Origin of the sequence: Tardiphaga sp. 619_E2_N8_4, from assembly GCF_051810905.1 — a bacterium.
Taxonomy (GTDB): domain Bacteria; phylum Pseudomonadota; class Alphaproteobacteria; order Rhizobiales; family Xanthobacteraceae; genus Tardiphaga; species Tardiphaga robiniae.
On record NZ_JBPWQJ010000001.1, the window covers coordinates 3,573,726 to 3,599,729 of the forward strand.

Here is a 26,004-nt window from a genome sequence, read left to right on the forward strand (position 1 = left end):
CAACATGAGACGAATGAGACATCGCTCCATCCCATTCGCTCTGTTGGTCGCCGTTGCGGCGGCGCTCTCTGCTGCGCCTGCGGTCGCGCAGGTTATCGGAGTGCCCGGCAACCCGGCTTTGATCACGCCACTGCCGCCCGCACCGCCACCGCCGCGGATAGAAGTACCTGTCGTGCCTCAGCTCGGCGATCTGCCGCGGCAGCAGAATGTGCCGCAGGCGCGGAGGTCCTTCAGCGATCGTATCACCGACTGTTTGCAGGATGGCGCCGCTGCGGGTCTCGGCCCGAATGATCGTGCGACCTATTCGCGAGCCTGCGCCAATCGCTAATACGAGCGATTTGGTCTCGCGTGGCGCCCGTCTGTCGCGTAAATTGACGGCTGGCGAACAGGAATTGAGACCATCGATGCGTGAATTGTTTGACGAAGTGTACGGCCAGTCGCAGCTCGATCCGCAAGAGGCGGTGCGACGGTCGACGCGAGGTCCGCAGCGCAAGCGCTTCTACAAGACCGTTGGGATGAGCGAGACACCGGATGGCTTTGCCATCATGCTCGACGACAAGACCGTGCGCACGCCGTCGCGCCATCCGCTGGTCGTTCCTACATCAGCCATTGCCGAGGTCATGGTTGCGGAATGGGATGCGCAGCAGGATGTTATCGATCCCACGAGCATGCCGGTGACGCGCCTCGCCAACAGCGTAATCGATGCGATCCGCGATGAGGCGCAGACCCAGGCAGTGGCTGACGATATCGCAAAATACTTCAGCACCGATCTGCTGTTCTATCGCGCCGGCTATCCCGAGGCGCTTATCGCGCGCGAGGCTGCGGCATGGGACCCTGTCTTGTTCTGGGCTGCCGATGATCTCGGCGCGCATTTCATCCTGGCTGAGGGCATCGTGCATGTCAGCCAGCCCGAACAGGCCGTCGCATCTGCCCGTGCGGCGCTGCCGAGCGATCCATGGGCGATCGCCGCGCTGCATCTGGTGACGACGATCACCGGCTCGGCGCTGCTCGCGCTGGCGCTGCTCCATGGCCATCTGAATGCCGATCAGGTCTGGACCGCCGCCTTTGTCGACGAGGACTGGAACATCGAGAAGTGGGGCCTCGACGAGGAAGTCGCTGCGCGGCGCGCGGCGCGGCAGGTGGATTTCAAGGCTGCCGTGCTGGTACTGAAGGCGGTCACGCCGTCAGCGGGTTAATCGGAAGTTAACGGCTGTTAACTAGCGTAGCTGCACCATTGTCCGGTGCCGCTCACCATGCCGACTCCCGTCAACTCGATCTTACCGGTTGTCTCCGCGCAGGGCGTGGCGAGCGAAGTCGCGTTTCAGCCCGGCAGCGTGATTGCCGGCCGCGTGCTCTTGGTCTCGCCAGACAATCAGGTCCGTCTCGCCATCGGGCACAGCACGATCGACGTGCAATCGCAGGTGCCGTTGCAGGCCGGGCAAGTTCTACAATTCGCAGTGTCGAAGACGGACAACGGCAATGTCCAGCTTGCCGTCGTCACCCCGCAGAATACAGCTGCGGGGCAGGCGGGCGGTACGTCCTCCGGCGACGTGACCCTCGCGCCAGACCTGCCGATCAATCTCGCCAATGCCATCGCGACCTCCAAGATCCAGTTGACATCGCTGGAAGCACAGGCGGTCTCCACCGCCACGCAAAGTGCCGTGACGCAGCAGGCGAGCCTGGCCACGCTATTTGCCAATCTCGGAGCCGCCACCTCGCTGACGGGTCTGCCGCCGCAGCTCCAGCAGGCGGTCGCGCAGGTACTGGCGCAACGTCCGCCGCTCGACGCCCAGCTCACCGGCGAGGAAGTCAAATCGGCGTTCCAGAATTCCGGCCTGTTTCTGGAGTCATCGCTGGCCAAGGGATCACTGCCGCAAGGCGGGCTGCCCGACATGAAAGCGGCGTTGATCGTGTTGCGCCAGGCGTTGGCGACGACGCTCGCCACCGCGAGTCCGACCCAGAGCACGACGTCAGTACCGGCGAATGCAGCGACGCTGGAGCAGCCAGTATCGGCATTGGCAAACGCGCTCCCCAATGTCGTGGCGCAGGTCACCGTACAGCAGGCGCAAGCCGCTGCGGCGACAGCAGCCATGTTGCCCAAGGCCAGCATCAAGAACGATCCGCTGCAGCAGGCTGGACTTCTCGCTGCAGATGAGCCCGGACTCGATGTTGTGGCTCAAAGCGCGCCGGCCGTGGCAAAAGCCCCCGAAGCGGCTGCACAACTGACGGCGAACCGGGCCGCGTTCAACTTGCTTCGCGACGCGCTGCAGACGGCTCCCAAGGGCATGGGTAGTGCGGCATCGCTGGTGTTCGACGACAGCATGATGATGGATCTGCTGCCCGCTACGAAGGCGCCAGCGGGCCAGCCGGGTGTCGAAACGAACATCGCGCGCAACACCCTGCCGCCGCCGCCGTTGCGCGGCGGGTTGCCGACGGCACAGCCGATGGCTTTGCCGACACTCCCGGCAAATGCGCCGCTGGGCACCACCGTGCATCATCTGCTCGCGGATACCGATGCGGCGCTGGCGCGCCAGACCCTGCTGCAGGTGGCATCCTTGCCGGATCGTGCGGACGGTCTTGCAGCGCCGCGGCTCGATCAGGCATCGCCGCGCTGGAGTTTTGAAATTCCGTTTGCTGTACCGAACGGCACCGCCATGGCGCAGTTCGAGATTTCGCGTGATGGCGGCAATGGCAGCGAGGCTGAAGCTGCCAAGCAGGTCTGGCGGGCGCGCTTTTCGCTCGATGTCGAGCCCGCTGGCCCGGTCCATGCGCTGGTCTCGCTGACTGGCGACAAGACGTCGGTGCGGATGTGGGCCGAGCGTGCGGCGACAGCGCTGCAATTGCAGGCCGGTACGGCGCAGCTCAATCAGGCGCTGATCCGCGCCAATCTGCAGCCGGGCGACATCGTGGTCCGCGAGGGTGCACCGATGCAGCCCGCGCCGGCATCGGCGGGGCATTTTCTGGATCGCGCGCTATGATCGTGCAGCCCAAAAGATCGCTCGCCGTCGCGCTGCATTACGACAAGACCGGCGCGCCTGTTGTCACCGCGAAAGGCAAGGGCGCGATCGGTGAGAAGATCATCGAGGTCGCCAAGGCCCACGATATTCCCATCGAGGAAAATGAAGTACTCGCCGGCGCACTATCGAATGTCGAAATCGGTGATGAGATTCCAGCCGAGCTCTACAAGGCTGTCGCGGAAGTGCTGGTCTTCGTGCTCAGGCTGTCGGGCCGCGCACACTAGCCTCGTCATTCGGCCGCGATACATGTCAGATCGTTGAACTGTTCTGCGTCGACCTTTCGAGGCTGGTGATCTCGCATCCGCGAGCTATCAACCCTCAGTCCGCCCGGCATGAATGTAGATTTGTTGCAGCGCATTTCCTATCGCGCACAAGCTGATGCTTGCCAAGTCCCAGCTTTGTGCAACTATGAAACCCGGGAGAGGCTAGTGCTCGCCTGACGCTGTGGGAATGGGGGATCACGTGAGTGAGACGCTGCATCCGAACGCTCCGCATCATCTGCCTGGCTTCATTACCCCTCCCGGTGAGAATGATACGCTCATGGTTGTGGTCGGAATCGTTCTGATCGGCTCCATCATGATGGTCGGCAATCTGTATCTGCGCCTGCACAGCATGCCGGAGCGGATGGCGCACAAGTCGCAGAAGCTGCAGTTTGAAATCGTGGCCGTGTTGGGTTTGATCGCGTTGTTCACCCACAACCATCTATTCTGGATAATCGGGCTGTTGCTGGCGATGATCGATCTGCCGGATTTCAGCACGCCGCTGCGCAGTATCGCAGGATCGGTGCGGAAGATTGCCGACGGCGATGCTACCAGCGAAACCACCGAGCTGTCCGGTGAACCACCACCGCTCCCTGTCACGGCAGAAACATCGAGCCGTCCCGGCGAAGCCGGAGGGCACGGTCATGCTTGAACTTCTCCTCTGCTCGCTGCTGACGGTTTTTCCGGACTATCTCTATCGCCGCTACGCACAAGGCAAGCGCCTGGGCCGGGAGATCACGTTCTATTCGGTGTGGTTCGAACTCAGATGGGGAATCACGGCCTGCGTCATGCTGACCGTCGCTCTGATCACCGTCATCTTCTATTTTCATCCGTCGACGACAAGCGCGACCTTGTTCTATCGGACCGTGCCGATCCTGCCCGAGGTCAATGGCCGGGTGGCGGAGGTGCACGTTCTGTTCAGCGCGCCGGTCAGGAAGGGCGATGTGATATTTCGTCTCGATAACGCCAAGCAGGAAGCGTCGATGGAGACCGCGCGGCGCAAGATTGCCGAGGTCGATGCGGCCATGCTGGCGGCGCAGGCCGATATTCTGAAGGCCGAAGGACAAGCGCAGGAGGCCAAGGGTTCCTATCAGCAGACCTCGGACGAACTCGATACCAAGCGTGAGCTGCAGAAGCGCAATCCCGGTATGGTGCCGCAACGTGATATCGAGAAACTCGAGGTGCTGCTGACCGGCCGCCAGGGGGCGCTTGATGCAGCCATGGCCGCGCGACAATCCGCGATGACGCGTATCTCCGCGCTGCTGCCGGCGGAGAAGGCCAGCGCGCAGGCGGCACTCGCGGAGGCGCAAGTCGATCTCGACAAGACGTTCATTCGCGCAGGCGTGGACGGGCGCGTCGAGCAGTTCACGCTTCGCGTCGGCGATGTCGTCAATCCCGTCATGCGATCAGCGGGCATTCTCATTCCGGAGAATGCGGGCCGCGTGCTCTCGGCAGGGTTTGGGCAGATTGAAGCGCAGGTAATGAAGGTCGGCATGGTTGCCGAGGCGACCTGTATTTCGAAGCCGTGGACCGTCATCCCGATGGTGGTGACCGGCGTCCAGAACTATATCGCGGCCGGTCAGTTTCGCGGCGGCGAGCAGTTGGTGGAAGCGCAGCAAGTCCGCGCGCCGGGTACCATCCTCACATTCCTGGAGCCAATCTATCAGGGCGGTCTCGACGGCGTGACGCCCGGCAGCAGTTGTATCGTCAATGCCTATACCAGCAATCATGACGCCATCGCTGCGAAGGGGATCGGTTCTTTCAAGTGGCTGGCGCTTCATGCCGTCGATGCCGTTGGGGTCGTCCACGCGATGTTGCTGCGGATCCAGGCGTTGTTGCTTCCTGTCAAGACGCTGGTGATGAACGGTCACTGAGCTCCGCGCATTCTGCGGGGCGAGGCGGTCGTTCTGGGACGCTCCGGAACTGGCGCTGCTATGCCCGTTGAACTAGCCTTCGTGAACAAGAAAAAAGCTCACGGAGGAAATCATGAAGTCCCCATCACTCTGGATGTCGTCCATCGGACTGTCGTCGCTCGCGCTTGCAGCGGCCAGCGGCTGGTTTGCCGCCACCATGTTTGCGCAGCCTGCCACCAGCAAGGAGCCGCGTTTTCCGCAGCTCACCATGGATCAGCTCGACGCCAGCCAGAAGCCGCTCGGCGAGCAGGTAATGAAGGTCTCAAGCGTGGGGCTCGCCGGTCCCTATAATCCGATGATGCGCAGCCCGGTGCTCGGGCAAAAGCTGTTCGACCTGTTCGCCTATCTGCGCTGGGACACGTCCGTTCCGGTCAAGCTCAATGAATTCGCGATCATCATCATCGGCCGGCAATGGCGCTCGCAGGTCGAGTGGTTCGCGCATGCGCCGCTGGCGCAGAAGGCGGGGCTGTCGCCCGATATCATCGCCGATCTCAAGGCCAACAAGCGGCCGGCGAACATGGCTGAAGACGAGGCGACGGTGTACGACTTCGTCACCGAGCTGACGAGCACGCACAAGGTCTCCGACGCGACCTATGCGCGCGCCAAGAAGATCTTCAACGATCAGCAGATCGTCGATCTCACGGCCGTAGCCGGCAATTATGTGATGGTGGCGATGTTGCTGGCGATGGCCGAGGAGAGCACACCGCCCGGCAAGGAGGCGCCGTTCAAGCCCGGCGAGCCGTGAGGCCGACGCGTCAGGCAGCCTTGATCGGGTTGCCGGTTGTCGGGTTTTCCGCCGTGGCCGGTGCGGTCGCATCCTTGCCGATGCGGCCGAGATGGGTGAAGCGAAAGCCGGCGTCGTATTTCAGCCCGTAGCCGAGCGCGCGGTCGAAGCCGATATGGGCGAACCAGACCAGTGCGATCGAACCGGCGATCGGCTCGGCGGTAGCGATACCGGCGAGCGCGAGCAGTAGCGGCGCGATGGTCGCATGCACCAGATTATAGACCCCTGCGCCGATCCGCGGGCCGGCCAGATAGGCCAGCATGCTGAGGTCCGGGACGAAGAAAAACAAGGCGTAGATCTGCCAGGGCCCACCCGAGATCCAGTAGAACAGCGTCATTCCGACAAACAGTGCCGCGCCTTCCCAGCGCAGCAGATCGCGTACGCCGCCCGTGGCTGCGCCACTATTTTCATTGATCACGATATTGGTCATCCGGCGCTCTCCCTTGTCTGATCCGGATATAGGCAGGATCGCCGCCGGCGCCATGCGATTTTGGGGGATTCAACCCTTCCTGATGGGCGTTTCCACCGCTCAAAACCCCATGCTAGAACCTCGCCCAAACCCCGCGGCCGCCGCGGGCGATAACACGTGACATTCACGGGCTGGAGCACATGAAAGACATCCTGGACACCCTCGAAGCGCGTCGTGCAGGCGCCAAACTGGGCGGCGGCGAGACGCGCATCGAGTCGCAGCACAGCAAGGGCAAGCTGACCGCCCGCGAGCGCATTGAGCTTTTGCTCGACAAGGGGTCCTTCGAGGAATTCGACATGTTCGTCGAACACCGCTCCGTAGAATTTGGCATGGAAAAGTCCAAGATTCCCGGTGACGGCGTCGTCACTGGCTGGGGCACCGTCAACGGCCGCAAGACCTTCGTCTTCGCCAAGGATTTTACCGTGTTCGGTGGCTCGCTGTCCGAGACCCACGCGCTCAAGATCACCAAGCTGCAGGACATGGCGATGAAGGCGCGGGCGCCGATCATCGGCCTCTATGACGCCGGCGGCGCGCGCATCCAGGAGGGCGTCGCGGCCCTCGCGGGCTATTCCTACGTGTTCCGCCGCAACGTCCAGGCCTCCGGCGTGATCCCGCAGATCTCCGTCATCATGGGACCCTGCGCCGGCGGCGACGTCTATTCGCCGGCGATGACCGACTTCATCTTCATGGTGAAGAACACCAGCTATATGTTCGTCACCGGTCCCGACGTCGTGAAGACCGTGACCAACGAGGTTGTCACCGCCGAAGAACTCGGCGGCGCCAGCGTGCATGCGACGAAATCCTCGATCGCCGACGGCGCGTTCGAGAATGACGTCGAGACGCTGCTGCAGATGCGCCGGCTGATCGACTTCCTGCCGGCCAACAACACCGAAGGCGTGCCGGAATGGCCGAGCTTCGACGACATCGAGCGTACCGACCTGTCGCTGGACACGCTGATCCCCGACAATCCGAACAAGCCCTATGACATGAAGGAGCTGATCCTCAAGGTCGTGGACGAGGGCGATTTCTTCGAGATCGCCGAGACCTTTGCCAAGAACATCGTCACCGGCTTTGGCCGCATCGCCGGTAAGACTGCGGGCTTCGTCGCCAACCAGCCGATGGTGCTGGCCGGCGTGCTCGACAGCGACGCCTCGCGCAAGGCTGCGCGCTTCGTACGCTTCTGTGATGCCTTCAACATTCCGATCGTCACCTTCGTGGACGTGCCGGGTTTCCTGCCGGGCACCGCGCAGGAATATGGTGGCCTCATCAAGCACGGCGCCAAGCTGCTGTTCGCCTACAGCCAGTGCACCGTTCCCTTGGTGACCGTGATCACCCGCAAGGCCTATGGCGGCGCGTTCGACGTGATGGCCTCGAAGGAAATCGGCGCCGACATGAACTATGCTTGGCCGACGGCGCAGATCGCCGTCATGGGCGCCAAGGGCGCGGTGGAGATCATCTTCCGCCAGGACATCGGCGACGCCGACAAGATTGCCGCGCGCACCAAGGAATATGAAGACCGCTTCCTGTCGCCGTTTGTGGCCGCCGAACGCGGCTATATCGACGACGTGATCATGCCGCACTCCACCCGCAAGCGCATCGCCCGCGCGCTGGCGATGCTGAAGGACAAGCATTTGGAAGTGCCGATGAAGAAGCACGACAATATGCCGTTGTAGAGTGGAACTTGGGTGCACCCATCAGTTGGGTGATGAATTTTCGTGGAATCCCTCGGGCGAGTCGCTTATATTGCAGTGATGACCGACGCTCTAAAAAAACTTCTTGATGCTGCAAAAACTGCTCAGCCAAGCCCTGAGCACCGTGAGCAGCAGCGGCGTAGCTTTGTCTATGGCAATACTCATTTCGAGAACGATTTGATCACCCGCGACATGGTTGATCGTGAAGCCGAAAAGCTTGCCAAGGAAGGCAAATGACTGGAGAAGAGCGCGAACGGCGAGATAGCCGCGCGCTCGAGCCTGAGTTAATTACCGATCCGCAAGCGAAGGCTGCAGCCGAAGCCCGCAACGGCTTTCGGCAATACGACGCAGCTCTTGGTGCAATCCAAACCGCGTTGGAACGTGGTTCGTTTAAGTTGCGCCCTTCATTGATTCTCGGCCTTCAGCGAGAAGCGCTGGTCGGCATAAGCTCTTACGCTGGCAACTATCGTCCAGGCGGGGTTGCTATCGAGGGAAGCAGGCACGAGCCTGTTGGAGCGCATCTTGTCCCCGAATTGATCGAGGACATGTGCGACTACGTCAATGAACACTGGAACGATAGCACGCCGATCCATCTCGCCGCCTATCTGATGTGGCGGTTGAACTGGATCCATCCATTCGCTGATGGAAACGGACGAACTTCTCGCATTATTTCCTATGTTGTTCTTTCGATCCGAGCGGGAGCGATACTTCCTGGCACGCCAACGATACCTGATCAGATCGTAGACAATCGCAAACCATATTTCGACGCTTTGGACGCCGCGGATGCCGCGTGTCGGGAAGGCAAGATTGATGTGTCCAAGATGGAGACGCTGTTAGCGTCACTGCTGGCAAATCAACTTGCCGGCTTTTACCAAGCTGCGGGCGGGAAATTACCAGATTAGCGCACAGTATAGTATAGTGGGTGCAGCACCCTTGATAGTCGACCAGCGAGGTTTGACATGACGAAGGCTCCTGTCTGGGTCCTCCGGATCGCGGCTTTTCTAACCCTGATCTGCTTTTCCAACAGTATTGCTATTGCCGACGAAACCGTCACCGTCGGTGGCTCACGCGCCGTGCTCATCAAACCCGCATCGCCGCGCGCCAGCGTGATCCTGATGCCGGGCGGCAGCGGCGCCATCAGCCCGGGAGAGCATGGCGAGATCAACGGGCTGAAGGGCAATCAGCTGGTGCGGACCCGCGGCGCCTATGCGGCGCGGGGGCTCGCGGTGCTGGTGGTGGATGCTGGGACCGATCTGTCCAGCGCCGTGCAATACATGGCCGCGATCAAGCGTCCGGTGACGGTGGTGGCCACCAGCCGTGGCACGCAGCGTGCCGCCGAGGGGATTGCGCGCGGCGCGCGGCCGGATGCGCTGGTGCTGACCTCGGGCTTTCTCAGTGCGGAGTCGGGTGGCGGCAGCAATGTGATGTCGATCGTCGGCTCGCCCTCGGCATTGCCGCGTACGCTGGTCATCCATCATCGCAATGACGGCTGCAAGTTTACCGCGCCGGCGGGCGTCGATCCCTTCGTGAAATGGTCGGCCGGGCGCGCCCGCGTGGCGTGGCTGAGCGGCGGACGCAACGACGGCGATCCGTGCGAGGCGCGGGGATATCATGGTTTCAACGGCCTCGATGGTCAGGTCGTCGGACTGGCCGCGGGCTTTCGATAACGGCGAGATGCCGAATGTGTGAGTTCCCGCGCACATTCAGTTTCCATTCATGCCACTGGTCCGATCCTGATGCCCTCACGGATATCAGGAGGGATCGCGATGGAACGCCGTCATTTTCTGAAGATCGCCTTCGGCTTTGCCGCGGGTGTCGGCTTGGCCGCTCAGGCCATCACGCAGGCTCAGGCCGCGCCGCTGCTGCCGGCGAATCCGCTCGACAACCACAAACTGGACACAGAACCTCAAGCCGCGGTGGCGTCGCAGGACGACGTCGATCGTCTCCAGCCTGAACAAGTCCAGTGGCGTCGCCGCGGCTGGCGTCGGCGTCGTTTCTGGGGTTATCGCCGCCGGCATTGGGGCTGGCGTCGCCGTTATCGGGTCCGTCGTCGTTACTGGCGCCGCCGGTACTGGTAGGGCAAGCCCGTTTGTGCTGACGCTCAGTCTCTCCAGGGCGTCAGCGGTTTGGTCTGGCCGGGTTCAATGCCGCTCAGGTGGCGACGCACGTTGTCATAGCTGCGATCGCCGGGGGCAAAGGTCTGCGAGCCGTCAGCCGGCTTGCCGTCCACCGTGCGGGTGAAATGCAGCACCAGGCTGTCATCGGCATTCATGGTGGCGCTGCCGTAATAGGGCATCGACAGCCGCGCGTCCTCCGCCATGGCCGCGCCAGCCATGAGCAGAATGGGGAGAGTGAGAAACAGACGGGTCATGACACCTCCTGCTGTGAGGTTGTGATGGAGGCTCAGGAAGATGGCGGGGATTTGTCCGCCGCCGGTCACCGCATGCACGGATTTGTGTTACAGGTCGCCGTCATCCGCTGCCGACGAGTCCCATGCCCCATACCGAAGCCCTGCTGTTTCCGCTCGCCATGATCGCGCTCGTTGCCGAGGCGATGACGGCTGCGCTGGCGGCTGGGCGGCGCAAGATGGACTGGCTTGGCGTTGCCATGCTCGGCTGCATCACGGCGCTCGGCGGCGGCTCGGTGCGCGACATGCTGCTCGGGCACTATCCGCTGTGGTGGGTGAAAAGCCCTTATCTGCTGTTGCTGACCGGCGGCGCGGCGCTCGTGACCATCGGGCTTGCGCGCGTGGTGCATCGCTTTCACGCGCTGTTTCTGGTGCTCGATGCCATCGGTCTTGTGGTTTTCACCATCATGGGCTGCAACATCGCCCTCGCCATGGATCAGCCACTGCTGATTGTGGTCGTGGCCGGGATGATCACCGGCTGCGTCGGCGGCGTTATTCGCGATGTGCTGTGCAACGACGTGCCGCTGCTGTTTCGCGCCGAGCTCTATGCCAGCGTGTCGATCGTCACGGGGCTTCTGTATATCGGCGGCATTAAATACGGATTCAGTCCCGATCTGGTGACGCTCGTTGCGGCCGTGACCGGACTGGCGCTCCGCCTGCTGGCAATCCGGCTGAAGCTGGAAATGCCCAAATTCATCTACGACAGTGACGCCAAATAGCGTGCGGCGTCAGCGCAGCCCCATGCAGCTCGCATAGAACGTCGTCGTGGCCGGCCAGTCGGAAAACACACCGCGCACGCCGACGTCTCTCGCCAGCACGTCCAGCACCGTCAGTGTGTCGCCGTCGCGGTCGATGGCGGGTTTGACCGAGCGATGGAAGAAACCGCCGCCGTTTGCGAGTGGCCCGTCGCGCTCCAGCGACCAGGTGATCAGGTCGAGGCCGGCGTCGCGCGCTGCCTTGGCATAAGGGGAGGGCACGATCTTGTTGGTGCCATCAAGCGTCAGCAGCATGTAGATCGGCGGCGCGAGAATCTTGACGCCGGCGGCCTTGAGTTCGGCCATCGACGGTTTCCACGTTTCCGCGCGCATGTGATCGAAACCCGGTGTTTCATAGCGGCCGTCGAGATAGACCGCCTGCGCGCCGAATTCCGGCGCGGTGCGGATCCAGAACTTGATGTCGTTGAGATCGAAGCTCTGGGCAAATACGTCGCCAGGCGGAATGCCGGCGGCACGATATTCGTCGAGCATCTGGGTCGCGTATTTCTCCTGGCTGTAATCGCCGTCGAATGGCATCGGCACTTCCGGCGCCTTCAGCTCGGGCGTGAATTTGGCGCCGAGGCTCTTGATCAGCGCGATGCTCTCCGCGTGGGTCATCAGCGTGCCCGAGCTGGCATAGAGGTCGGTGCGCCAGCGCGGCGTGCCGTTCTGATATTCCGCAACGGTGGTCGCGGTCGTGTTGCCGGCATCCATCTTCGCCGTGAGCGTCCTGAACTCCGCCAGCGTGATGTCGCTGGTACAGCATTTCGCCGACGCCTTCTTGCCGGTCGCGGGATCGGCGGGGCTGAAGGGTTGCGTGCACTTCGCTGCAAGCGATGGCATCGACAGGATGTTCGTTGTCGTGTGCAGGTCGCATTGCGAATGCCGGCAGACCAACCGGCGGTCCTTGGTGAAAGTCACGTCGCATTCGATCACGCCTGCGCCCATGCGTGCCGCAGCGAGATAGGACTCCCTTGTATGCTCGGGGAATTGCAGCGGCGCGCCGCGATGGGCGATGGAGAAATCGCTCCTGCGAAATGGTCCGGTGCAGGTGCTCAGCTTCGTCTTTAGCGGGCCGTCTTTCATCTTGTCGACGAGATAGAATGGCCGCGGACCGAGCTGCGGCTCGGGCAGTGCGATGGTGTCGGCGCGGCCGGTCGTCAGCGATGAGAGGCCGAGCAGCCCGGCCAGTATGAGACGACGCAAAGCGCGCGACATGACGATCTCCAGAATAGCGAAGTGTCATTCTGTCATCTTCGTGTGACGGCTGTAACCGGCTCGTGGGCAACAGAAAACCCCGCCATAGGCGGGGTCTTCTTCGTCAGGATTATGCAGCGATCACCAGCGGCGGATGCAGCGGCCGTAGGGATTGCGGAAAAAGCCGGGGGGGCAGTAACCCGGGCCGCGCGGCGGCGGGCCGCGGAACATCGGGCGACAACCGCCATAGGGACCGCGGGCATAGCCGGGGCCGCAGCCCTGAGCGACCTGGATCACGCCAGCCGTCTCGGCTGTGCTCAGCGGAGCCAGAGGCATTGCGCTGGCGGCACCGATGCCCCCGACGCTAACGGCAAACAAGGCTGCCGCAAAGATCGTCTTCATTCGTGTTCTCCCTCGATGGTGCCGCGATGCGGCGCAGAGAATAATGATGGCATCGCATCACCCGCTGCAGGACTCTTACGGGCAAGAAAATTGCTGGGGATCAACGCTGCACAGCACGATTAAGCCGATTCGATCTGAATACAGCATGAATGTTTCGGGATATCCGCGTAGTAGGGCGCGGCAGTTGCTACTTCGCCGCGAGGAAGCCCAGCATCAATTCGTTGAATTTGGCCGGTGCATCGAGAAACACGATATGGCCCGCGTCCGGAAGCACCTCGGCCTTCGCGTTCGGCATCTTCGCCGCCAGCGCCTTGGCCAGATCGGCGTTCTGGCCCATCTTTGGCCGCAACGCTTCCGGCGCATTCGGCTTGCCCGGTGCGTTGTGATCGTCGGCGCCCATGATGAACAGGGTCGGCAGGGCGATCAGCGGAATTTCGTGGACCACGGGCTCGCGATAAATGAGCTGCGCCGAACTGACGAAGGCGCGCAGCCAGCGCGGATATTCCGGCGATCCCTTGATGTTGAAACGCGCGTCGATAAAGGGCGTTACCTGGTCGGGCTGCATCTTCAGCGAATAGTTCACCTCGAGCTGTTTGCGGTAACCTTCCGCCGTCAGCTTGTCTTCGTTCTCCAGAATCTTTTCGGTTGGTGTCGGTGGCACATAGAGCCGATAGTCCTCAAGTCCGATCGGCGCGGCGAGCAGCAGGTGATCGATGCGATCGGGATAAGCGCGGGCAATGCGCACGCTCAACATGCCGCCCAGCGAATGCGCCACGATGTCGAATTTCGCGATCCCGAGGTGATCCATCAGCGCAACAGTGTTGCGGGCAAGGTTGTCAAAATGCAGATCGCCTGATGGCTTCGACGATTTGCCGAAGCCGATCTGATCGGGGACCACGACGCGGTAACCTGCATCGTTCAACGTGCCGATCACCGGCGCCCAGTAGCTCGATGGAAAATTGCGGCCGTGCAGTAGCACCACGGTGCGCCCGTTCGGTTTGCTCGATGGCACGTCCATATAGGCCATGCGCAGCTGCTCGCCGTCATTAACCAGCGGCAGCATGTTGACGGGGTAGGGATAGGGGAAACCTTCGAGGCCGATGCCGTAAGGCTCGCGCGCCGCAGGAGGCTCGGCCGCTTGCGATGAGGTGAACGGCAGGGTTGCAATCAGCGCAGCGAGCAGCAGGCGGTTCATCGAGAAGACTCCAGGAGAAGGAAGGTCGGGCGCGGTTTCAGGCTGCATTGCGGCGAAGGTAAGCCGGCGTCTTCACGTTTTCCGGATGGCGTCGCCGGTGGTGCCGAACAATGCCTCGAAGCGCTTCTCGCCGCTGCGGGTGAAATGCACCACGCGGCTGCCGGGCGAGGGGTCTCTGGCCGCCCATTTCATGGCAGTAAATGAGATCATGATGGCGGCGCCAAGTGTGCCGGCGAGATGGTGGCGGCGCTCGCTCCAGTCGAGGCAGGCCTTGCAGACCGGCCGGCGCGGATGCGCCAGCGTCGTCGGATCGATCCTCAATTCTTCAGCGACGAACCGGCTGCCCTGAGTCGTGAGTTCGATGACCCGCTCGGTCTGCCGGATCAGCTTCTGTGCCCGCATACTGTCGAGCATCTGCACGCCAAGATCGCCGGCGAGATGATCGTAGCAAATCCGTGCGCGGCGCAATGCGGGTTCTTTCGGCCCGGTGCGCACGCGAAGATGGCCCGCACGGGCCGCCAGGCCGGCCAGACCTTCCAGCACACCGGCGACATCGGGGCCGGTGAGGCGGTAATAGCGATGGCGCCCTTGTTTTTCCGGCTCGATCAGGCCACCGGCTTCGAGCTTGGAGAGGTGTGAGCTCGCGGTTGGCGCCGTAATCCCGGCTTCCTGGGCGAGCTCACTCGCGGTCAGCGCACGGCCTGTCATCAGCGCCGTGAGCATATTGGCGCGCGCAGGATCGCCAACAAGTGCAGCGACCATGGCGATGTCCGGACCTGCTTTCATACTTCGACGCTAATCGAAGTATTACAGTCGATCAAGCGGCTATATCCAGGCATCTGCAGAGGGAGCCGCCATGACGATCACTGTCTTCATTCGCTATCAGATCGATCCGTTCAAACGCACATTGTTCGAGGCCTATGCCAAGCGCTGGCTGACGATTATTCCCAAATGCGGTGGTGATCTGCAGGGCTATTGGATGCCCCATGAAGGAACGAACAACATCGCATTCGGCCTGATCTCGTTTCCGAGTCTCGCGGCCTATGAGGCGTATCGCGCCAGACTGCGGAGCGACGCGGACGGCGTTGCGAATTTTGCTTCGGCCGAGGAGCACCAGTTTATCCTCGCTGAGGAACGCACATTCCTGCGCCAGGTGACCGCATAGTCCACGCGCGACAAAGCCGCGGGCATAGCTATCCGCAGCTTTGTCTGCCCGTCGCGCCGTTACTTCGGCGCGCCGCCCTTCGAGCTGTCGATCTCGGTGCCGGTCGGAGCCGATTGCGGGGCCTGCGGTCTCGCAGGTGCCGCACCGGTGGTGACGCCGGGCTGATTGTTGGTTGGCGTCACGTCGCGTACGCCGGGAGCCACTGGCGGCTTCGAATAGGAATCCGCGATATTGTTGGTTGGCGCTGGCGCCTTTGGCGTGCTGTCCTGCGTCGCCGGGGCGGATTGGGATGCGGTCTTCGTCGCGTCGCCCGGATTCATCGATGTATTGTTCAGGCCGTAGAATACGGCGCCGAGCAAGACAACAATGCCAAGTGCATAAATAGCCATGCGGCTGCCGCTCGCTGGCCCTTCCGCGAGTTCAGGATCGGCCTGCAGCTCATTGTCGAGCCGCGCAGGATTGCGGATGTCATCAGCGGGATTTGGACGATACGGATCATTGGGATTGGGAATGTTCGCCATGTCGTGTCCTCCTGTGCGGCAAGACAATCGTCAGATGAGGTGCATGTTCCAGAGATTGTGCCATTCCAGAGCCTCATCCTATGTGGCAATGCAGCGTGATCGGGTCTGCTCATCAGATGTTAAGGCCTGGCTGCGACGCTGAGGCGATTATTGATTCGCAGAAGCGCGTGGCGGCCCGAATGTTCGATACGATTATCCTCCTGACGGGTCCTGCTGAGCACTCGGTCTTTACAACCTTGCTCCGTGGTCACAATCCGGCCCTGACGGTCCTTCCTGTTTTCACAGCTGAAGATCTGGCGGCGATCGAGCCCGATTGGCTAGGCCGGGCGCGGATGATTTCGTTCACCACTGGCGTGATAGTCCCCGGCGCGGTGCTCGATCAGCTTGGCTTTGGCGCCTACAATTTCCATCCCGGTCCGCCGCAATATCCCGGCTGGGCCCTGGCACATTTTGCGCTCTACGATCATGCGACCGACTTCGGCTGCACGGTCCATCGCATGATTGCACGTGTCGATGCCGGACCGATCGTGGATGTCGAGGCGTTCCCAATTCCGGCGGACATCAGTGTCGCGGGTCTGGAAGAGATTGCCTATACGAAGCTGGTGCAGACTTTCTGGCGGATGGCGCGCGTCTTGGCCACACAGCCGGAGCCGCTGATCGAGCGGGCGCTGCGCTGGGGCAGCACGCATCACACGCGTAAGGCTTATGAGCAGATCTGCGATATCCCGGTAAGCATCGAGAAAGACGAACTGCAGCATCGGGTCAAAGTCTTCGGCACCGACCATTTCGGCATCGTGCCGACCATCGGTCTGCATGGGTTCCAGTTTCGGGTCGTCGTGCCCGAGACTGAAAGCGCTATTGCGGACGAAGCTGCCGAAGCCTAGCGGTTAGCCGCGAAGCTCTGGTGCTGCGCGGGCGGGGTTGCTGACGTGTGTGTCTTGGACACTTTGCCGTTGAATTCATAGAGCAGGAAACTCAGCACCACGAGTAGCCCCACGCCGATGATGGCCTTGGTCGGCTTGTGATCGTGCTCTTCGCCGCAATCCGGATGATAAGAACCGTCATTCGTCGACGCCATATCGCTGCCGGCGAGTTCAGGCTGCGACGTCCAGGTATTCAGCTTCTGATCCATTTCCGTCCTCCATGCCTGATGTTGTCAGGGTGACCGGACAGAAATGGCCCGTAAAGGCCGATGTTCCGTTTCGGGGGTGCTATTAGCGGGATGCTGCCTTGCTGAGAGGCAGCGTTTCGAAATATTTCTGAAAAAGCTTTGGAACCCATCGCTCCCCGACACGTTTCAACATCTCACCGGTATAGGTGACACGTTAGGGGCAGTTTCGGAATGAGTGGCGATAACGGCCGGTTTGCAACCGGCGTACCGGGTCTCGATGCGATCCTGGGCGGGGGCGTTTTCGACGGCGGCATCTACATCATTCAGGGCGCCCCGGGCGCCGGAAAGACGATTCTGGGCAACCAGATCTGTTTCGCGCAGGCCGCGCAGGGGCGGAACGCGCTTTACATCACGCTGCTTGCCGAGAGCCACGCCCGCATGATCGGACACATGCGGCGGATGACCTTCTTCGATGAAGCAGCAATTCCCGACCGCATGTCCTATGTCGGCGCCTTCAAGACGCTAGAAGACGACGGGCTGCGCGGACTGCTGGACGTGGTCCGCCGCGAGGTCCGCACCCGCAAGGCCAGCATCCTCGTGCTCGATGGTCTCATCACCGTGCACGAAAAGGCGCGTTCCGAACTCGAGCTGAAAAAATTCATCCACGAATTGCAGACCCAGGCTGCCTTCAGCAACTGCACCATGTTCCTGCTCACCAGCGCCTTCGACGCCGATGCGCATCCGCCTGAGCATACGATGGTGGACGGTCTCATCGAGCTGCAGTCGGCACTGCATGGCCGCCGCGCCGAGCGGTCGCTTCAGGTCCACAAGCTGCGTGGCACCTGGTTCATGGGCGGCAAGCACTCCTATCGCATCACCGAGAATGGGCACGCCATCTATCCGCGTATCGAGGCGCTGCTGGAGACGCCCAGCGTCTGGGACAGCGCCGACGGTCCGATGGTGTCGGTCGGCATTGGCGGCGTCGACAAGATGCTCGGCGGCGGCGTCGATACGCATTCGGTGACGGTGGTGCTCGGACCATCGGGCTCGGGCAAAACCACGGCCGGTCTTCAGTTCCTGACCGGCGGTCCCGCCAATGAACCGGCGATGCTGTTCGGGTTTCACGAGAATCCGATGGCGCTGCGGATCAAGGCCGACAGCCTCAAGCTGCCGCTCAAATCGCGGGGCGACAAAGTCACGCTGATGTGGCGTCCGCAGACAGAAGCGGTGCTCGACGAGGTCGCAACCGAGCTGCTCTCGACCATCAGGCAGAACGGCGTGCGCCGTCTGGTGATCGATGGCATCGAAGGCTTCTCGAAGCTCACCGACGAAAAGGAGCGCATCGGCTCTTTTTTGTCGGCGCTGTGCAACGAGTTGCGCGCACTCGGTGTTACCACGCTGGCAACCGCAGAAACGGACCACGCTGGCATGACACCCGGGCAGCCGCTCAAGGGCGTCAACCAGACGGGTCTCTCGGCGGTTGCCGAGAACATCATCGCGCTGCATCTCGCAGCCTTGCGCTCGGAAAACCATCGTCTGATGACCATTCTGAAATCGCGTGACCGCCGGACCGATATGCGCATGCGCCGCTTTGAAATTCTCGACGGCGGCATCGTTCTTGATGCCGATTTCCAGAGTGCGGAGCGCATCCTCAGGGACATTTCTAGTCAGGGACCTGCACCAACTCCATCGACGGATCTTAAGTTGACTGGAGAATAGCGGTGCGAACTGTCCTGATTGTCGAGGACGAATGGGCGATCGCCGACTGGCTCGAAGTCCTGTTGAGCGAATATGCCTTCAATGTCCTCGTAGCCGGCAACGGCCGTGAGGCGCTCGACATTCTGCATCGGGACACGCCTGATCTCGTGCTAACCGATTTCATGATGCCGTTCCTCGACGGCGCCGGCCTGATCGCAGCGATGGGGCAGGACGAGCGGCTGAGCGGAATTCCGGTGGTCGTCATGACCTCGTTGCTGGAGCACGTCGTGCGCGACCGGGCAGGGCGTTTTCGCGCCTATCTGCGCAAGCCGTTTCGCGAGGCCGATCTGATGAAGATCATCAGTGAGATATTCCCGGGCGAGGCCTGAGCCTCCTTGGGCAGTTTGTGCTGCATCGCACTGCAGCGTGAAGCCGTTACGTCCTTGCGCCAAAGGCCTTTGCGGCGACACAACGTGACAAGTCTACCGGCCGCATTCATCACGAAATTGCGTTCTTTGGACGCGGGGCTCCATTGCCCAGAATTGTGGTGCGTCCCGTTCAAAATCCAACATAGACTGTTTCTAAGGGAGTCGAACGACCCCAGATAATAGGCGCGAGCAGGCCGGACGACGCAGTCCGGGGCGATAGCCCCGGGCGACAGCTCAGAGGCCGCAGTGACGAGGGTGGGAATGGGAATTAATCAAGGCGCGATCAGTCTCGATCAGAAATACACCCAGGGCTCCGGCCACATCTTCCTGACCGGCATTCAGGCGCTGGTGCGACTGCCGATGGCGCAGGTCCGCAGGGACCGCGCGGCGGGTCTGAACACCGCAGCCTTTGTGACCGGCTATCGCGGCTCGCCGCTCGGCGGCTACGACCAGCAGCTCGTGGCCGCGCGGAAACATCTCGATCAGTACGGCGTCAAATTCCAGCCCGGCGTCAACGAAGATCTCGCAGCCACCGCGATCTGGGGCACCCAGCAACTCAATCTCTCGCCCGGCGCCGAATATGATGGCGTGGTCGGCATCTGGTACGGCAAGGGCCCCGGCGTCGATCGCTGCGGCGACGTCTTCCGCCACGGCAATGCCGCCGGCTCCGCGAAATTCGGTGGCGTCCTCTGTCTCGCCGGCGACGACCACGGCGCCAAGTCCTCGACCGTTCCGCATCAGTCCGACCATGCCTTCATCTCGGCGCTGATGCCCTATCTCTACCCGTCGTCGATCCACGAGATGATCGAGATGGGTCTGCTCGGTATCGCGATGTCGCGCTATTCCGGCTGCTGGGTTGGCATGAAGGTGATCACCGAAACCGTGGAGACCACGGCGGAGATCAACCTCAATGACGAGATGACGCCGTTCAATATTCCCACCGATTTCGAACTACCGCCGGATGGTCTGAACCTGCGCTGGCCGGACGACCGCTATGTGCAGGATCGCCGCTTGCAGAACTACAAGGGCTTTGCTGCCATCGCCTTTGCCCGCGCCAACAACATCAACCGTGTCACCATGGACTCGCCGAACGCGCGCTTCGGTATCATGGCCTCCGGCAAGAGCTATGAGGACGTGCGCCAGGCATTGCGTGAGCTGGGTATTACCGAAAAGGTCGTCGCCAAGATTGGTCTTCGGTTGTACAAGATCGGCATGCCGTGGCCGCTGGAGCCGGAAGGCGTGCGCAAGTTTGCCGTGGGCCTCGAAGAGATCTTCATCGTCGAGGAGCGCCGCGAGATTGTCGAGAACCAGGTCAAGCAGGAGCTGTTCAACTGGCGCGACGATGTCCGGCCACGCATCGTCGGCAAGATGGATTCCCACGATCATCGCTTCCTGCCATTCGCCGAAGAGCTGAGCGTCGCCAAGGTTGCGACCTCGCTGGTGGATCGCCTGCTGGCGATGGAGATCGATCCGGAGATCGCAGCACTGCTGCGCGCCAAGGCCGACTGGTTTCACGGACGCGAGGCCTCGCAGGTCCAGAACGTCGTGCCGATCACGCGCACGCCGTATTTCTGTTCGGGCTGTCCGCACAATACCTCGACCAAGGTTCCGGAGGGCTCGCGCGCGCTGGCCGGCATTGGCTGCCACTTCATGTCGCTGTGGATGGATCGCTCCACCGAGACCTTCACCCATATGGGCGGTGAGGGCGTGCCATGGACGGGCATTGCGCCGTTCACCAAGGAGAAGCACATCTTCGCCAATCTCGGCGACGGCACTTACTTCCATTCCGGCTCTCTGGCGATCCGTCAGTCGATCGCCTCCAAGGCCAACATCACCTACAAGATCCTCTACAACGATGCCGTGGCGATGACCGGTGGTCAGCACCATGACGGTGACCTGTCGCCGCAGAAGATCACGTTCCAGCTCCACAGCGAGGGCATCCGCGAGATCTATCTCGTGTCCGAGAATCCCGATGCCTATCCCGCCAACACCATTGCGCCGGGCGTGAAGCTGGCGCATCGCGACGAACTCGACAACGTGATGAAGACGCTACGCGACGTGCCGGGCTGCTCGGCCATCGTGTTCGTGCAGACCTGCGCTGCCGAGAAGCGTCGCCGTCGCAAGAAGGGCATTCTGGAAGACCCGCAGCGCCGCGTGCTCATCAACCCGGCAGTCTGCGAAGGCTGCGGCGATTGCTCGGTGCAGTCGAACTGCATTTCGGTGGAGCCGCTGGAGACCGCACTAGGTCGCAAGCGCACCATCAATCAGTCGTCCTGCAACAAGGACTATTCGTGCCTCAAGGGCTTTTGCCCGTCCTTCGTCACGGTCGATGGCGGCAAGCTGAAGCGCAAGGCGCCCGTCGAACTCGGCACCATCGGTATATTGCCGGAGCCGGCCACGCGGCCAGCGCTCGACAAGCCCTATAATGTCGCCGTCGGTGGCGTCGGTGGCACCGGCGTGCTGACCATCGGTGCGCTGCTCGGCATGGCCGCGCATATCGAGGGCAAGGCCTCGATGATTCTCGACATGTCGGGGCTCGCGCAGAAGGGTGGCGCGGTGCTCAGCCATGTGCGTCTCGCCAACGACACCGGCGACGTCACCTGCTCGCGCATCGTCACCGGCACAGCGGATGTCCTGATCGCGGCCGATGAAGTGGTGGCCATTGCCAAGGATACGATCTCGCTCTGCGAGAGCTCGCGCACCACTGGCATCGTCAACACCCATCTCATTCCGATCGCGGATTTCGTGCGCAACCGCGATTTCAATTTCCAGTCCCGCAAGGTCAACAACGTGCTGGAAATGTCGCTGCGCAAGGAATCGACATTCCTCGATTTCACCAAGGCGGCCGAAGCGCTGCTTGGCGATTCCATCGCCACCAACATGATGATGATGGGCTTTGCCTATCAGCAGGGGCTGCTGCCGCTGCAGGCAGCGTCCATCGAACAGGCCATCGAGCTCAATGGCGTCTCGATCAAGATGAACATGCTGGCGTTCCAGCTTGGCCGTCTTGCCGCCGCCGATCCGGCACGGCTCGCCAATATGCTCAAGGGCGCCGATGAGACCATCGCGCCAAAGACGCTGGATGAGATGAGCCTCGACGAGATCGTCGCCCATCGCAGCGGACTGCTCACCGACTATCAGAGTGCCAAGCTCGCCGAGCGCTACCAGGCGATGGTCGATCTGGTGCGCGAAGCCGCCATGCGCGGCGGCTATGACGATGAACTGCCGCGCGCGGTGGCGATCAACTATGCCAAGCTGCTCGCCTACAAGGACGAATACGAGGTCGCGCGGCTCTATACCGACGGCAGGTTCGAGAAGCAGTTGCGCGATCAGTTCGAGGGCGACGTCAAGATCAGCTTCAATCTCGCGCCGCCGATGTTGCCGGGTACCGATGCATCGGGGCGCCCGAAGAAGCGCGCCTTCGGCGCCTGGATGCTGCCGCTGTTTCGCATTCTGGCGAAGCTGCGCACCTTGCGCGGCACGCCGTTGGATGTGTTCGGCTACAGCGCCGACCGCAGACTGGAGCGCGATCTGATCGCGGGTTACGAGAAGGACGTGGCCACAGTGTTGAACCTGCTGTCGCCGCTCACGGTGGATACGGCCGTGCAGCTCCTCTCGTTGCCGGACAGCATTCGTGGCTACGGCCCGGTGAAGGAAGCCTCGGTGCAGGCCGCGAAGGTGCGTTACGCCGAACTCGCCAAGGACCTCGCCAATCCGCCGCCGGCGCCGCGCCAGATCGCAGCGGAGTAGGGCTCTTGCTTTTCCCTCCCCCGCGCTTGCGTGGGGAGGGAGGCCGGCCTCTTGGCCGGTCGGGTGGGGGTGCCTCCTCAAGCTCGGAGTTCGTGGAGAGACCCCACCCCGGCCTCCGCTTCGCTCGGCCGACCATGGCGGACGAATTCGTCCGCCAGACCCCACTGCGCAGCTTCGCTGCTTGAGGGAGGGATCACGCCACAGCCTGCGCGTCTCAGCGTCTTCAACTGTCAAACAGCGCTGCTCTTCAGACATGCGTCATCGCCCCCATTATTTACGGCGCGGGGGCGCCGTCGTCGCTTGCATTCCCGCCCCCTGTGAGAGGGCGTGCGGAACGCCGGGTGCCCGTTGCACCCTTGGGCCTGATGCGATGCGGTCTTCCGCAATTGAGAGTGCATCAGGACTTTCGGAGGCGCCGAGCAAGTGCCCGACGTTCCGCCTGCGGTGTTTTTTCGGTTGCTTGCACTTTGCCTCGACGAACGCTCCGATCGCGAATTAAAGTCCCAAGGCGATGGGAAGGGAGCCTCAAGCGAGTAAGCCGAACGCGTTTTGACTTGGTCGTCCGTCACACTGCCCAGGGGTCTGTCCATCCCAAGGTCGGCCGTCTCCTTGCCAGTGGCAGTGCTGGCGCAGCTCCGTCCTGCCCGAAGACAGACGTTCCCCCATGAACCGCGTAACGCCGCATCTCCGACGTCCACCGCATCCCACCCCGCGAACGTGACGATCGCGATCGCCCCTCTCGGTGGGGCAGGACAGAGGGGAATATAAACCTGATGAGGGTGTTGTCAACGAAAGATAGGAAAAAATGTTTAGGCGCTGTCTTGCCGCCCCACACTGTCATTCCGGAGCGGGACCGGCGCCGGAGGCGACGGGACCGAACCCGGAATCCCAGCATGGGAATCTCCAGACAGCGCAAAACACTCTGGGATTCCGGGTTCGCGTCCGGCAAGTGCCGGCCGAGCCCCGGAATGACGAGTCAGGACGAAAGCCTCACACCCCGATATTGTCGATCAAGCGCGTCTTGCCGATCCTCGCAGCCACCAGCAGTCGCACCGGGCCGTCCTTCATCGAGGTGACCGGCGCCAGTGACTCCGCATGGCGCGCCTCGAAGTAGTCGAGTGCGAAGCCTGCCGCCGTGATCGTCGCGGCGCCGCCCGCCATGGCGGTCTCGAAATTATCGCCCGCCTTCAGGCGCTTGGCGGTTTCTTTCATCGCGCGATACAGCACCGGCGCCGTGGCGCGGTCGTCCGGCGAGAGATAGACGTTGCGCGACGACATCGCGAGACCGTCGCGCTCGCGCACCGTGGTTGCGCCGGTCACCTTGACGCCGAGATCGAGGTCCCGCGCCATGCGCGTCACGACCTTGAGTTGCTGGTAGTCCTTCTCGCCGAAGAATGCCATGTCCGGCCGCACCTGCGTGAACAGCTTGCCGACGACTGTCGCGACGCCGCCGAAGAAATGCGGGCGGAAGCGATCCTCGAGGTCGGCGGTGGCCGGGCCTCCGGTCGTGATCTTCGTTGCGAAGCCTTCCGGATACATCACCTTGGCGTCGGGATTCCAGATCAGGTCGACGCCGGCTTCGGTGAGTTTGGCGACGTCGCTCTTCCAGGTCCGCGGATAGGAGCCAAAGTCCTCGGTCGGCGCGAACTGCGTTGGATTGACGAAAATCGACACCACGACCTTGCTGGTGCGGCGCTGGGCGAGGCGCACCAGGGAGACGTGGCCGTCATGCAGCGCTCCCATGGTCGGCACCAGGCCGATGGTCGCCTTGCGTGCCCGGAGACCTTCGAGCGCCTTGCGGAGGGCGGGCAGGGTGCGGGCGACGATCGGGGTGCGGGGCATTGCGGCTCGTTCTTGTTGTTGGCTGCGGCGGGTGAGGGCGTGCGCGCCCTGCTTATCAAAGCTCGCGGGATCACCCAAGCCTCACGATACCAGGCTGCCGGGTGTCCTGATGCCGCAACCGGCCGCCGGGATTCATGATTAAGCGCGGCTGATCGCCCGCAGAGCAGGATGCCCCTGTATTTAGCTTGACCCTTGCCACGCCTCGCGATTTGAAGATGATCGAAGGATCGCGCGATGTTGATGCAAACTACCCAGGGGCAGTCCGGCACGGCGCATGTGATCGTGCTCGGCAATGAGAAGGGCGGGTCGGGCAAATCGACCACCGCGCTTCATATTGCTGTGGCGCTATTGAAAGCCGGTCAGCGCGTCGCCACCATCGATCTCGACAGTCGCCAGCAGAGCTTCACGCGCTATATCGCCAACCGCGCAGCCTGGGCGCAGAGCGCCGGACTTGCGCTGGAAGTGCCGACCCATAGCTGCGTCAAGCTCGGCGAGACGATGCAGATCGCCGACAACGAAGCCTTCGAACTCGATCAGTTCATGACCGCGGTGAGCGCGGTGGAACGTACCCACCATTTCATCGTCATCGACACGCCTGGCAGCGATACCTATCTGATGCGGTTGGCGCATTCGATGGCCGATACGCTGGTGACGCCGATCAATGACAGCTTTCTCGATTTCGACGTGCTCGGCGCCGTCGATGCTACAAGCTACAAGGTGACCGGCGAGAGCCACTATTCGAAGATGGCGCGTGAGGCGCGGCGCGAGCGCCGCCAGCACGATGGCTCCACCACCGACTGGATCGTGGTGCGCAACCGGCTCTCGGTGCTCGGCTCGCGCAACAAGATGCTGGTCGCCGGCGTCCTCGATCAACTCTCGCTGCAGCTCGGTTTCCGCGCGATCGACGGTCTCGCCGAGCGCGTGATGTATCGTGAGTTCTTCCCGCGTGGCCTGACGGCGCTCGACGATCTCAACGAAGCCACGCTCGGGCGACGCCCGAGCATGGGCCATGTCACGGCGCGCGAGGAAGTCATCGAACTGCTGCGCAAGTTGAAGCTGCCGCTCGATGAGCGTGGCCGTCGCCGCGCCGCCAACCGCGCCGAGTGGTTTGCCCAGGTCGACAAGCCGCTCGACGTTCACGACATCCTTGGCAACTGAGTCGCGTTCACGGTGCAAAGCCAGCGCTGCCCGTTCGGCAGGCTATGAACGATCCCGCACTCAACTTCACGCTGATACCACAGGTATCATTTTCTTTTACCGGGGAACGAGTCACCCGTTCGACAGTTGATTTGTCGTTGAAAACAGGACGTTTTTGAAATTCCGATCCCTTGCGAAACTTGTTCAAAATCGCTCAATTCGACCATGGCTTTCTTTAGCAACTGCACAAGAAACGGGTGCG

At 62.2% G+C, this 26,004-nt stretch carries 28 protein-coding genes; 19 read left to right on the forward strand and 9 right to left on the reverse strand.

The annotated features are described in order from the left end of the window. The first annotated feature begins 4 nt into the window (after positions 1–4). The 7 genes from AB8A23_RS17115 to AB8A23_RS17145 all read left to right on the forward strand — a co-directional run bounded on the left by AB8A23_RS17115 (position 5) and on the right by AB8A23_RS17145 (position 5,935). A complete protein-coding gene (locus tag AB8A23_RS17115; RefSeq protein WP_231080296.1) occupies positions 5–328 on the forward strand; it encodes a hypothetical protein in 324 nt (107 codons plus the stop codon). 76 nt (positions 329–404) lie between these two features. After that, the gene (locus AB8A23_RS17120) at positions 405–1,196 is read left to right on the forward strand and encodes an ATP12 family chaperone protein (RefSeq protein WP_439058833.1); all 792 of its coding nucleotides are present in this window, start codon (positions 405–407) and stop codon (positions 1,194–1,196) included. 57 nt (positions 1,197–1,253) lie between these two features. Next, a complete protein-coding gene (fliK, locus tag AB8A23_RS17125; RefSeq protein ID WP_439058832.1) occupies positions 1,254–2,978 on the forward strand; it encodes a flagellar hook-length control protein FliK in 1,725 nt (574 codons plus the stop codon). Further along, the gene (locus tag AB8A23_RS17130) at positions 2,975–3,241 is read left to right on the forward strand and encodes an EscU/YscU/HrcU family type III secretion system export apparatus switch protein (RefSeq protein ID WP_093761235.1); all 267 of its coding nucleotides are present in this window, start codon (positions 2,975–2,977) and stop codon (positions 3,239–3,241) included. The genes fliK and AB8A23_RS17130 overlap by 4 nt, the downstream gene beginning before the upstream one ends. Before the next feature lie 238 nt (positions 3,242–3,479). Continuing rightward, complete coding sequence (locus tag AB8A23_RS17135; RefSeq protein WP_439058831.1) at positions 3,480–3,929, forward strand: hypothetical protein; 450 nt, start codon at positions 3,480–3,482, stop codon at positions 3,927–3,929. Then, complete coding sequence (locus AB8A23_RS17140) at positions 3,922–5,151, forward strand: HlyD family secretion protein (protein WP_439058830.1); 1,230 nt, start codon at positions 3,922–3,924, stop codon at positions 5,149–5,151. The genes AB8A23_RS17135 and AB8A23_RS17140 overlap by 8 nt, the downstream gene beginning before the upstream one ends. A 112-nt stretch (positions 5,152–5,263) precedes the next feature. Continuing rightward, the gene (locus tag AB8A23_RS17145; protein WP_089268192.1) at positions 5,264–5,935 is read left to right on the forward strand and encodes a carboxymuconolactone decarboxylase family protein; all 672 of its coding nucleotides are present in this window, start codon (positions 5,264–5,266) and stop codon (positions 5,933–5,935) included. 10 nt (positions 5,936–5,945) lie between these two features. Here AB8A23_RS17145 and AB8A23_RS17150 read toward each other — a convergent pair whose 3' ends face one another. Next, a complete protein-coding gene (locus AB8A23_RS17150; protein ID WP_184517839.1) occupies positions 5,946–6,404 on the reverse strand; it encodes a DUF4260 domain-containing protein in 459 nt (152 codons plus the stop codon). Between the two features lie 179 nt (positions 6,405–6,583). On the opposite strand from AB8A23_RS17150, the gene AB8A23_RS17155 reads away from it, so the two are divergent. The 5 genes from AB8A23_RS17155 (at position 6,584) to AB8A23_RS17175 (ending at position 10,212) form a co-directional block, all read left to right on the forward strand. Next, positions 6,584–8,116, forward strand: coding sequence for an acyl-CoA carboxylase subunit beta (locus AB8A23_RS17155; RefSeq protein ID WP_439058827.1), 1,533 nt, complete (start codon positions 6,584–6,586; stop codon positions 8,114–8,116). 42 nt (positions 8,117–8,158) lie between these two features. Further along, entirely contained in the window at positions 8,159–8,371 is a 213-nt protein-coding gene (locus AB8A23_RS17160) for a hypothetical protein (protein ID WP_139069822.1), read from the forward strand. Beyond that, the gene (locus AB8A23_RS17165; protein WP_439058825.1) at positions 8,368–9,036 is read left to right on the forward strand and encodes a Fic family protein; all 669 of its coding nucleotides are present in this window, start codon (positions 8,368–8,370) and stop codon (positions 9,034–9,036) included. The genes AB8A23_RS17160 and AB8A23_RS17165 overlap by 4 nt, the downstream gene beginning before the upstream one ends. A gap of 57 nt (positions 9,037–9,093) precedes the next feature. Further along, a complete protein-coding gene (locus tag AB8A23_RS17170) occupies positions 9,094–9,801 on the forward strand; it encodes an alpha/beta hydrolase (protein ID WP_439058824.1) in 708 nt (235 codons plus the stop codon). A gap of 99 nt (positions 9,802–9,900) precedes the next feature. Further along, positions 9,901–10,212: a twin-arginine translocation (Tat) gene (locus tag AB8A23_RS17175; RefSeq protein ID WP_439058822.1), complete on the forward strand. Its 312-nt coding sequence runs from the start codon at positions 9,901–9,903 to the stop codon at positions 10,210–10,212. A 23-nt stretch (positions 10,213–10,235) separates the two neighbouring features. Here AB8A23_RS17175 and AB8A23_RS17180 read toward each other — a convergent pair whose 3' ends face one another. Then, complete coding sequence (locus tag AB8A23_RS17180) at positions 10,236–10,505, reverse strand: hypothetical protein (RefSeq protein WP_139212566.1); 270 nt, start codon at positions 10,503–10,505, stop codon at positions 10,236–10,238. Between the two features lie 122 nt (positions 10,506–10,627). Between AB8A23_RS17180 and AB8A23_RS17185 the strand changes: the two genes are divergently transcribed. Further along, positions 10,628–11,260: a trimeric intracellular cation channel family protein gene (locus tag AB8A23_RS17185; RefSeq protein ID WP_439058821.1), complete on the forward strand. Its 633-nt coding sequence runs from the start codon at positions 10,628–10,630 to the stop codon at positions 11,258–11,260. 9 nt (positions 11,261–11,269) lie between these two features. Here the strand turns inward: AB8A23_RS17185 and AB8A23_RS17190 are convergent, their stop codons facing one another. The 4 genes from AB8A23_RS17190 to AB8A23_RS17205 all read right to left on the reverse strand — a co-directional run bounded on the left by AB8A23_RS17190 (position 11,270) and on the right by AB8A23_RS17205 (position 14,876). Further along, positions 11,270–12,514 (reverse strand): glycerophosphodiester phosphodiesterase family protein, encoded by a 1,245-nt coding sequence (locus tag AB8A23_RS17190; RefSeq protein ID WP_439058819.1) that lies wholly within the window; start codon positions 12,512–12,514, stop codon positions 11,270–11,272. Positions 12,515–12,634: 120 nt separating this feature from the next. Continuing rightward, positions 12,635–12,895: a GCG_CRPN prefix-to-repeats domain-containing protein gene (locus AB8A23_RS17195; protein ID WP_439058818.1), complete on the reverse strand. Its 261-nt coding sequence runs from the start codon at positions 12,893–12,895 to the stop codon at positions 12,635–12,637. Between the two features lie 187 nt (positions 12,896–13,082). After that, positions 13,083–14,090 carry an alpha/beta fold hydrolase gene (locus AB8A23_RS17200; protein WP_439058816.1) on the reverse strand — a complete coding sequence of 336 codons (1,008 nt, stop codon included), beginning with the start codon at positions 14,088–14,090 and terminating at the stop codon, positions 13,083–13,085. Between the two features lie 72 nt (positions 14,091–14,162). After that, positions 14,163–14,876 (reverse strand): ArsR/SmtB family transcription factor, encoded by a 714-nt coding sequence (locus AB8A23_RS17205; protein ID WP_439058814.1) that lies wholly within the window; start codon positions 14,874–14,876, stop codon positions 14,163–14,165. A 70-nt stretch (positions 14,877–14,946) separates the two neighbouring features. Between AB8A23_RS17205 and AB8A23_RS17210 the strand changes: the two genes are divergently transcribed. Then, entirely contained in the window at positions 14,947–15,255 is a 309-nt protein-coding gene (locus AB8A23_RS17210; RefSeq protein WP_184517814.1) for an NIPSNAP family protein, read from the forward strand. Positions 15,256–15,314: 59 nt separating this feature from the next. Here AB8A23_RS17210 and AB8A23_RS17215 read toward each other — a convergent pair whose 3' ends face one another. Next, complete coding sequence (locus AB8A23_RS17215; RefSeq protein ID WP_184517811.1) at positions 15,315–15,776, reverse strand: hypothetical protein; 462 nt, start codon at positions 15,774–15,776, stop codon at positions 15,315–15,317. A 95-nt stretch (positions 15,777–15,871) separates the two neighbouring features. On the opposite strand from AB8A23_RS17215, the gene AB8A23_RS17220 reads away from it, so the two are divergent. Next, positions 15,872–16,660: a formyltransferase family protein gene (locus AB8A23_RS17220; protein WP_439058812.1), complete on the forward strand. Its 789-nt coding sequence runs from the start codon at positions 15,872–15,874 to the stop codon at positions 16,658–16,660. On the opposite strand, the gene AB8A23_RS17225 is transcribed toward AB8A23_RS17220, so the two are convergent. Then, positions 16,657–16,908, reverse strand: coding sequence for a hypothetical protein (locus AB8A23_RS17225; protein ID WP_184517809.1), 252 nt, complete (start codon positions 16,906–16,908; stop codon positions 16,657–16,659). The genes AB8A23_RS17220 and AB8A23_RS17225 overlap by 4 nt on opposite strands. A gap of 210 nt (positions 16,909–17,118) precedes the next feature. Between AB8A23_RS17225 and AB8A23_RS17230 the strand changes: the two genes are divergently transcribed. The 3 genes from AB8A23_RS17230 to AB8A23_RS17240 all read left to right on the forward strand — a co-directional run bounded on the left by AB8A23_RS17230 (position 17,119) and on the right by AB8A23_RS17240 (position 22,763). Next, entirely contained in the window at positions 17,119–18,606 is a 1,488-nt protein-coding gene (locus tag AB8A23_RS17230; protein WP_184517807.1) for an RAD55 family ATPase, read from the forward strand. A 2-nt stretch (positions 18,607–18,608) separates the two neighbouring features. Further along, positions 18,609–18,974, forward strand: a complete 366-nt coding sequence (locus AB8A23_RS17235; protein WP_068731403.1) for a response regulator — start codon at positions 18,609–18,611, stop codon at positions 18,972–18,974. A gap of 300 nt (positions 18,975–19,274) precedes the next feature. Next, positions 19,275–22,763, forward strand: coding sequence for an indolepyruvate ferredoxin oxidoreductase family protein (locus AB8A23_RS17240; RefSeq protein WP_439058809.1), 3,489 nt, complete (start codon positions 19,275–19,277; stop codon positions 22,761–22,763). Positions 22,764–23,753: 990 nt separating this feature from the next. Here the strand turns inward: AB8A23_RS17240 and panC are convergent. Beyond that, positions 23,754–24,605 carry a pantoate--beta-alanine ligase gene (gene panC / locus AB8A23_RS17245; protein WP_439058808.1) on the reverse strand — a complete coding sequence of 284 codons (852 nt, stop codon included), beginning with the start codon at positions 24,603–24,605 and terminating at the stop codon, positions 23,754–23,756. Positions 24,606–24,839: 234 nt separating this feature from the next. On the opposite strand from panC, the gene AB8A23_RS17250 reads away from it, so the two are divergent. Next, positions 24,840–25,763: a division plane positioning ATPase MipZ gene (locus tag AB8A23_RS17250; RefSeq protein ID WP_439058807.1), complete on the forward strand. Its 924-nt coding sequence runs from the start codon at positions 24,840–24,842 to the stop codon at positions 25,761–25,763. Positions 25,764–26,004 lie beyond the last annotated feature (241 nt).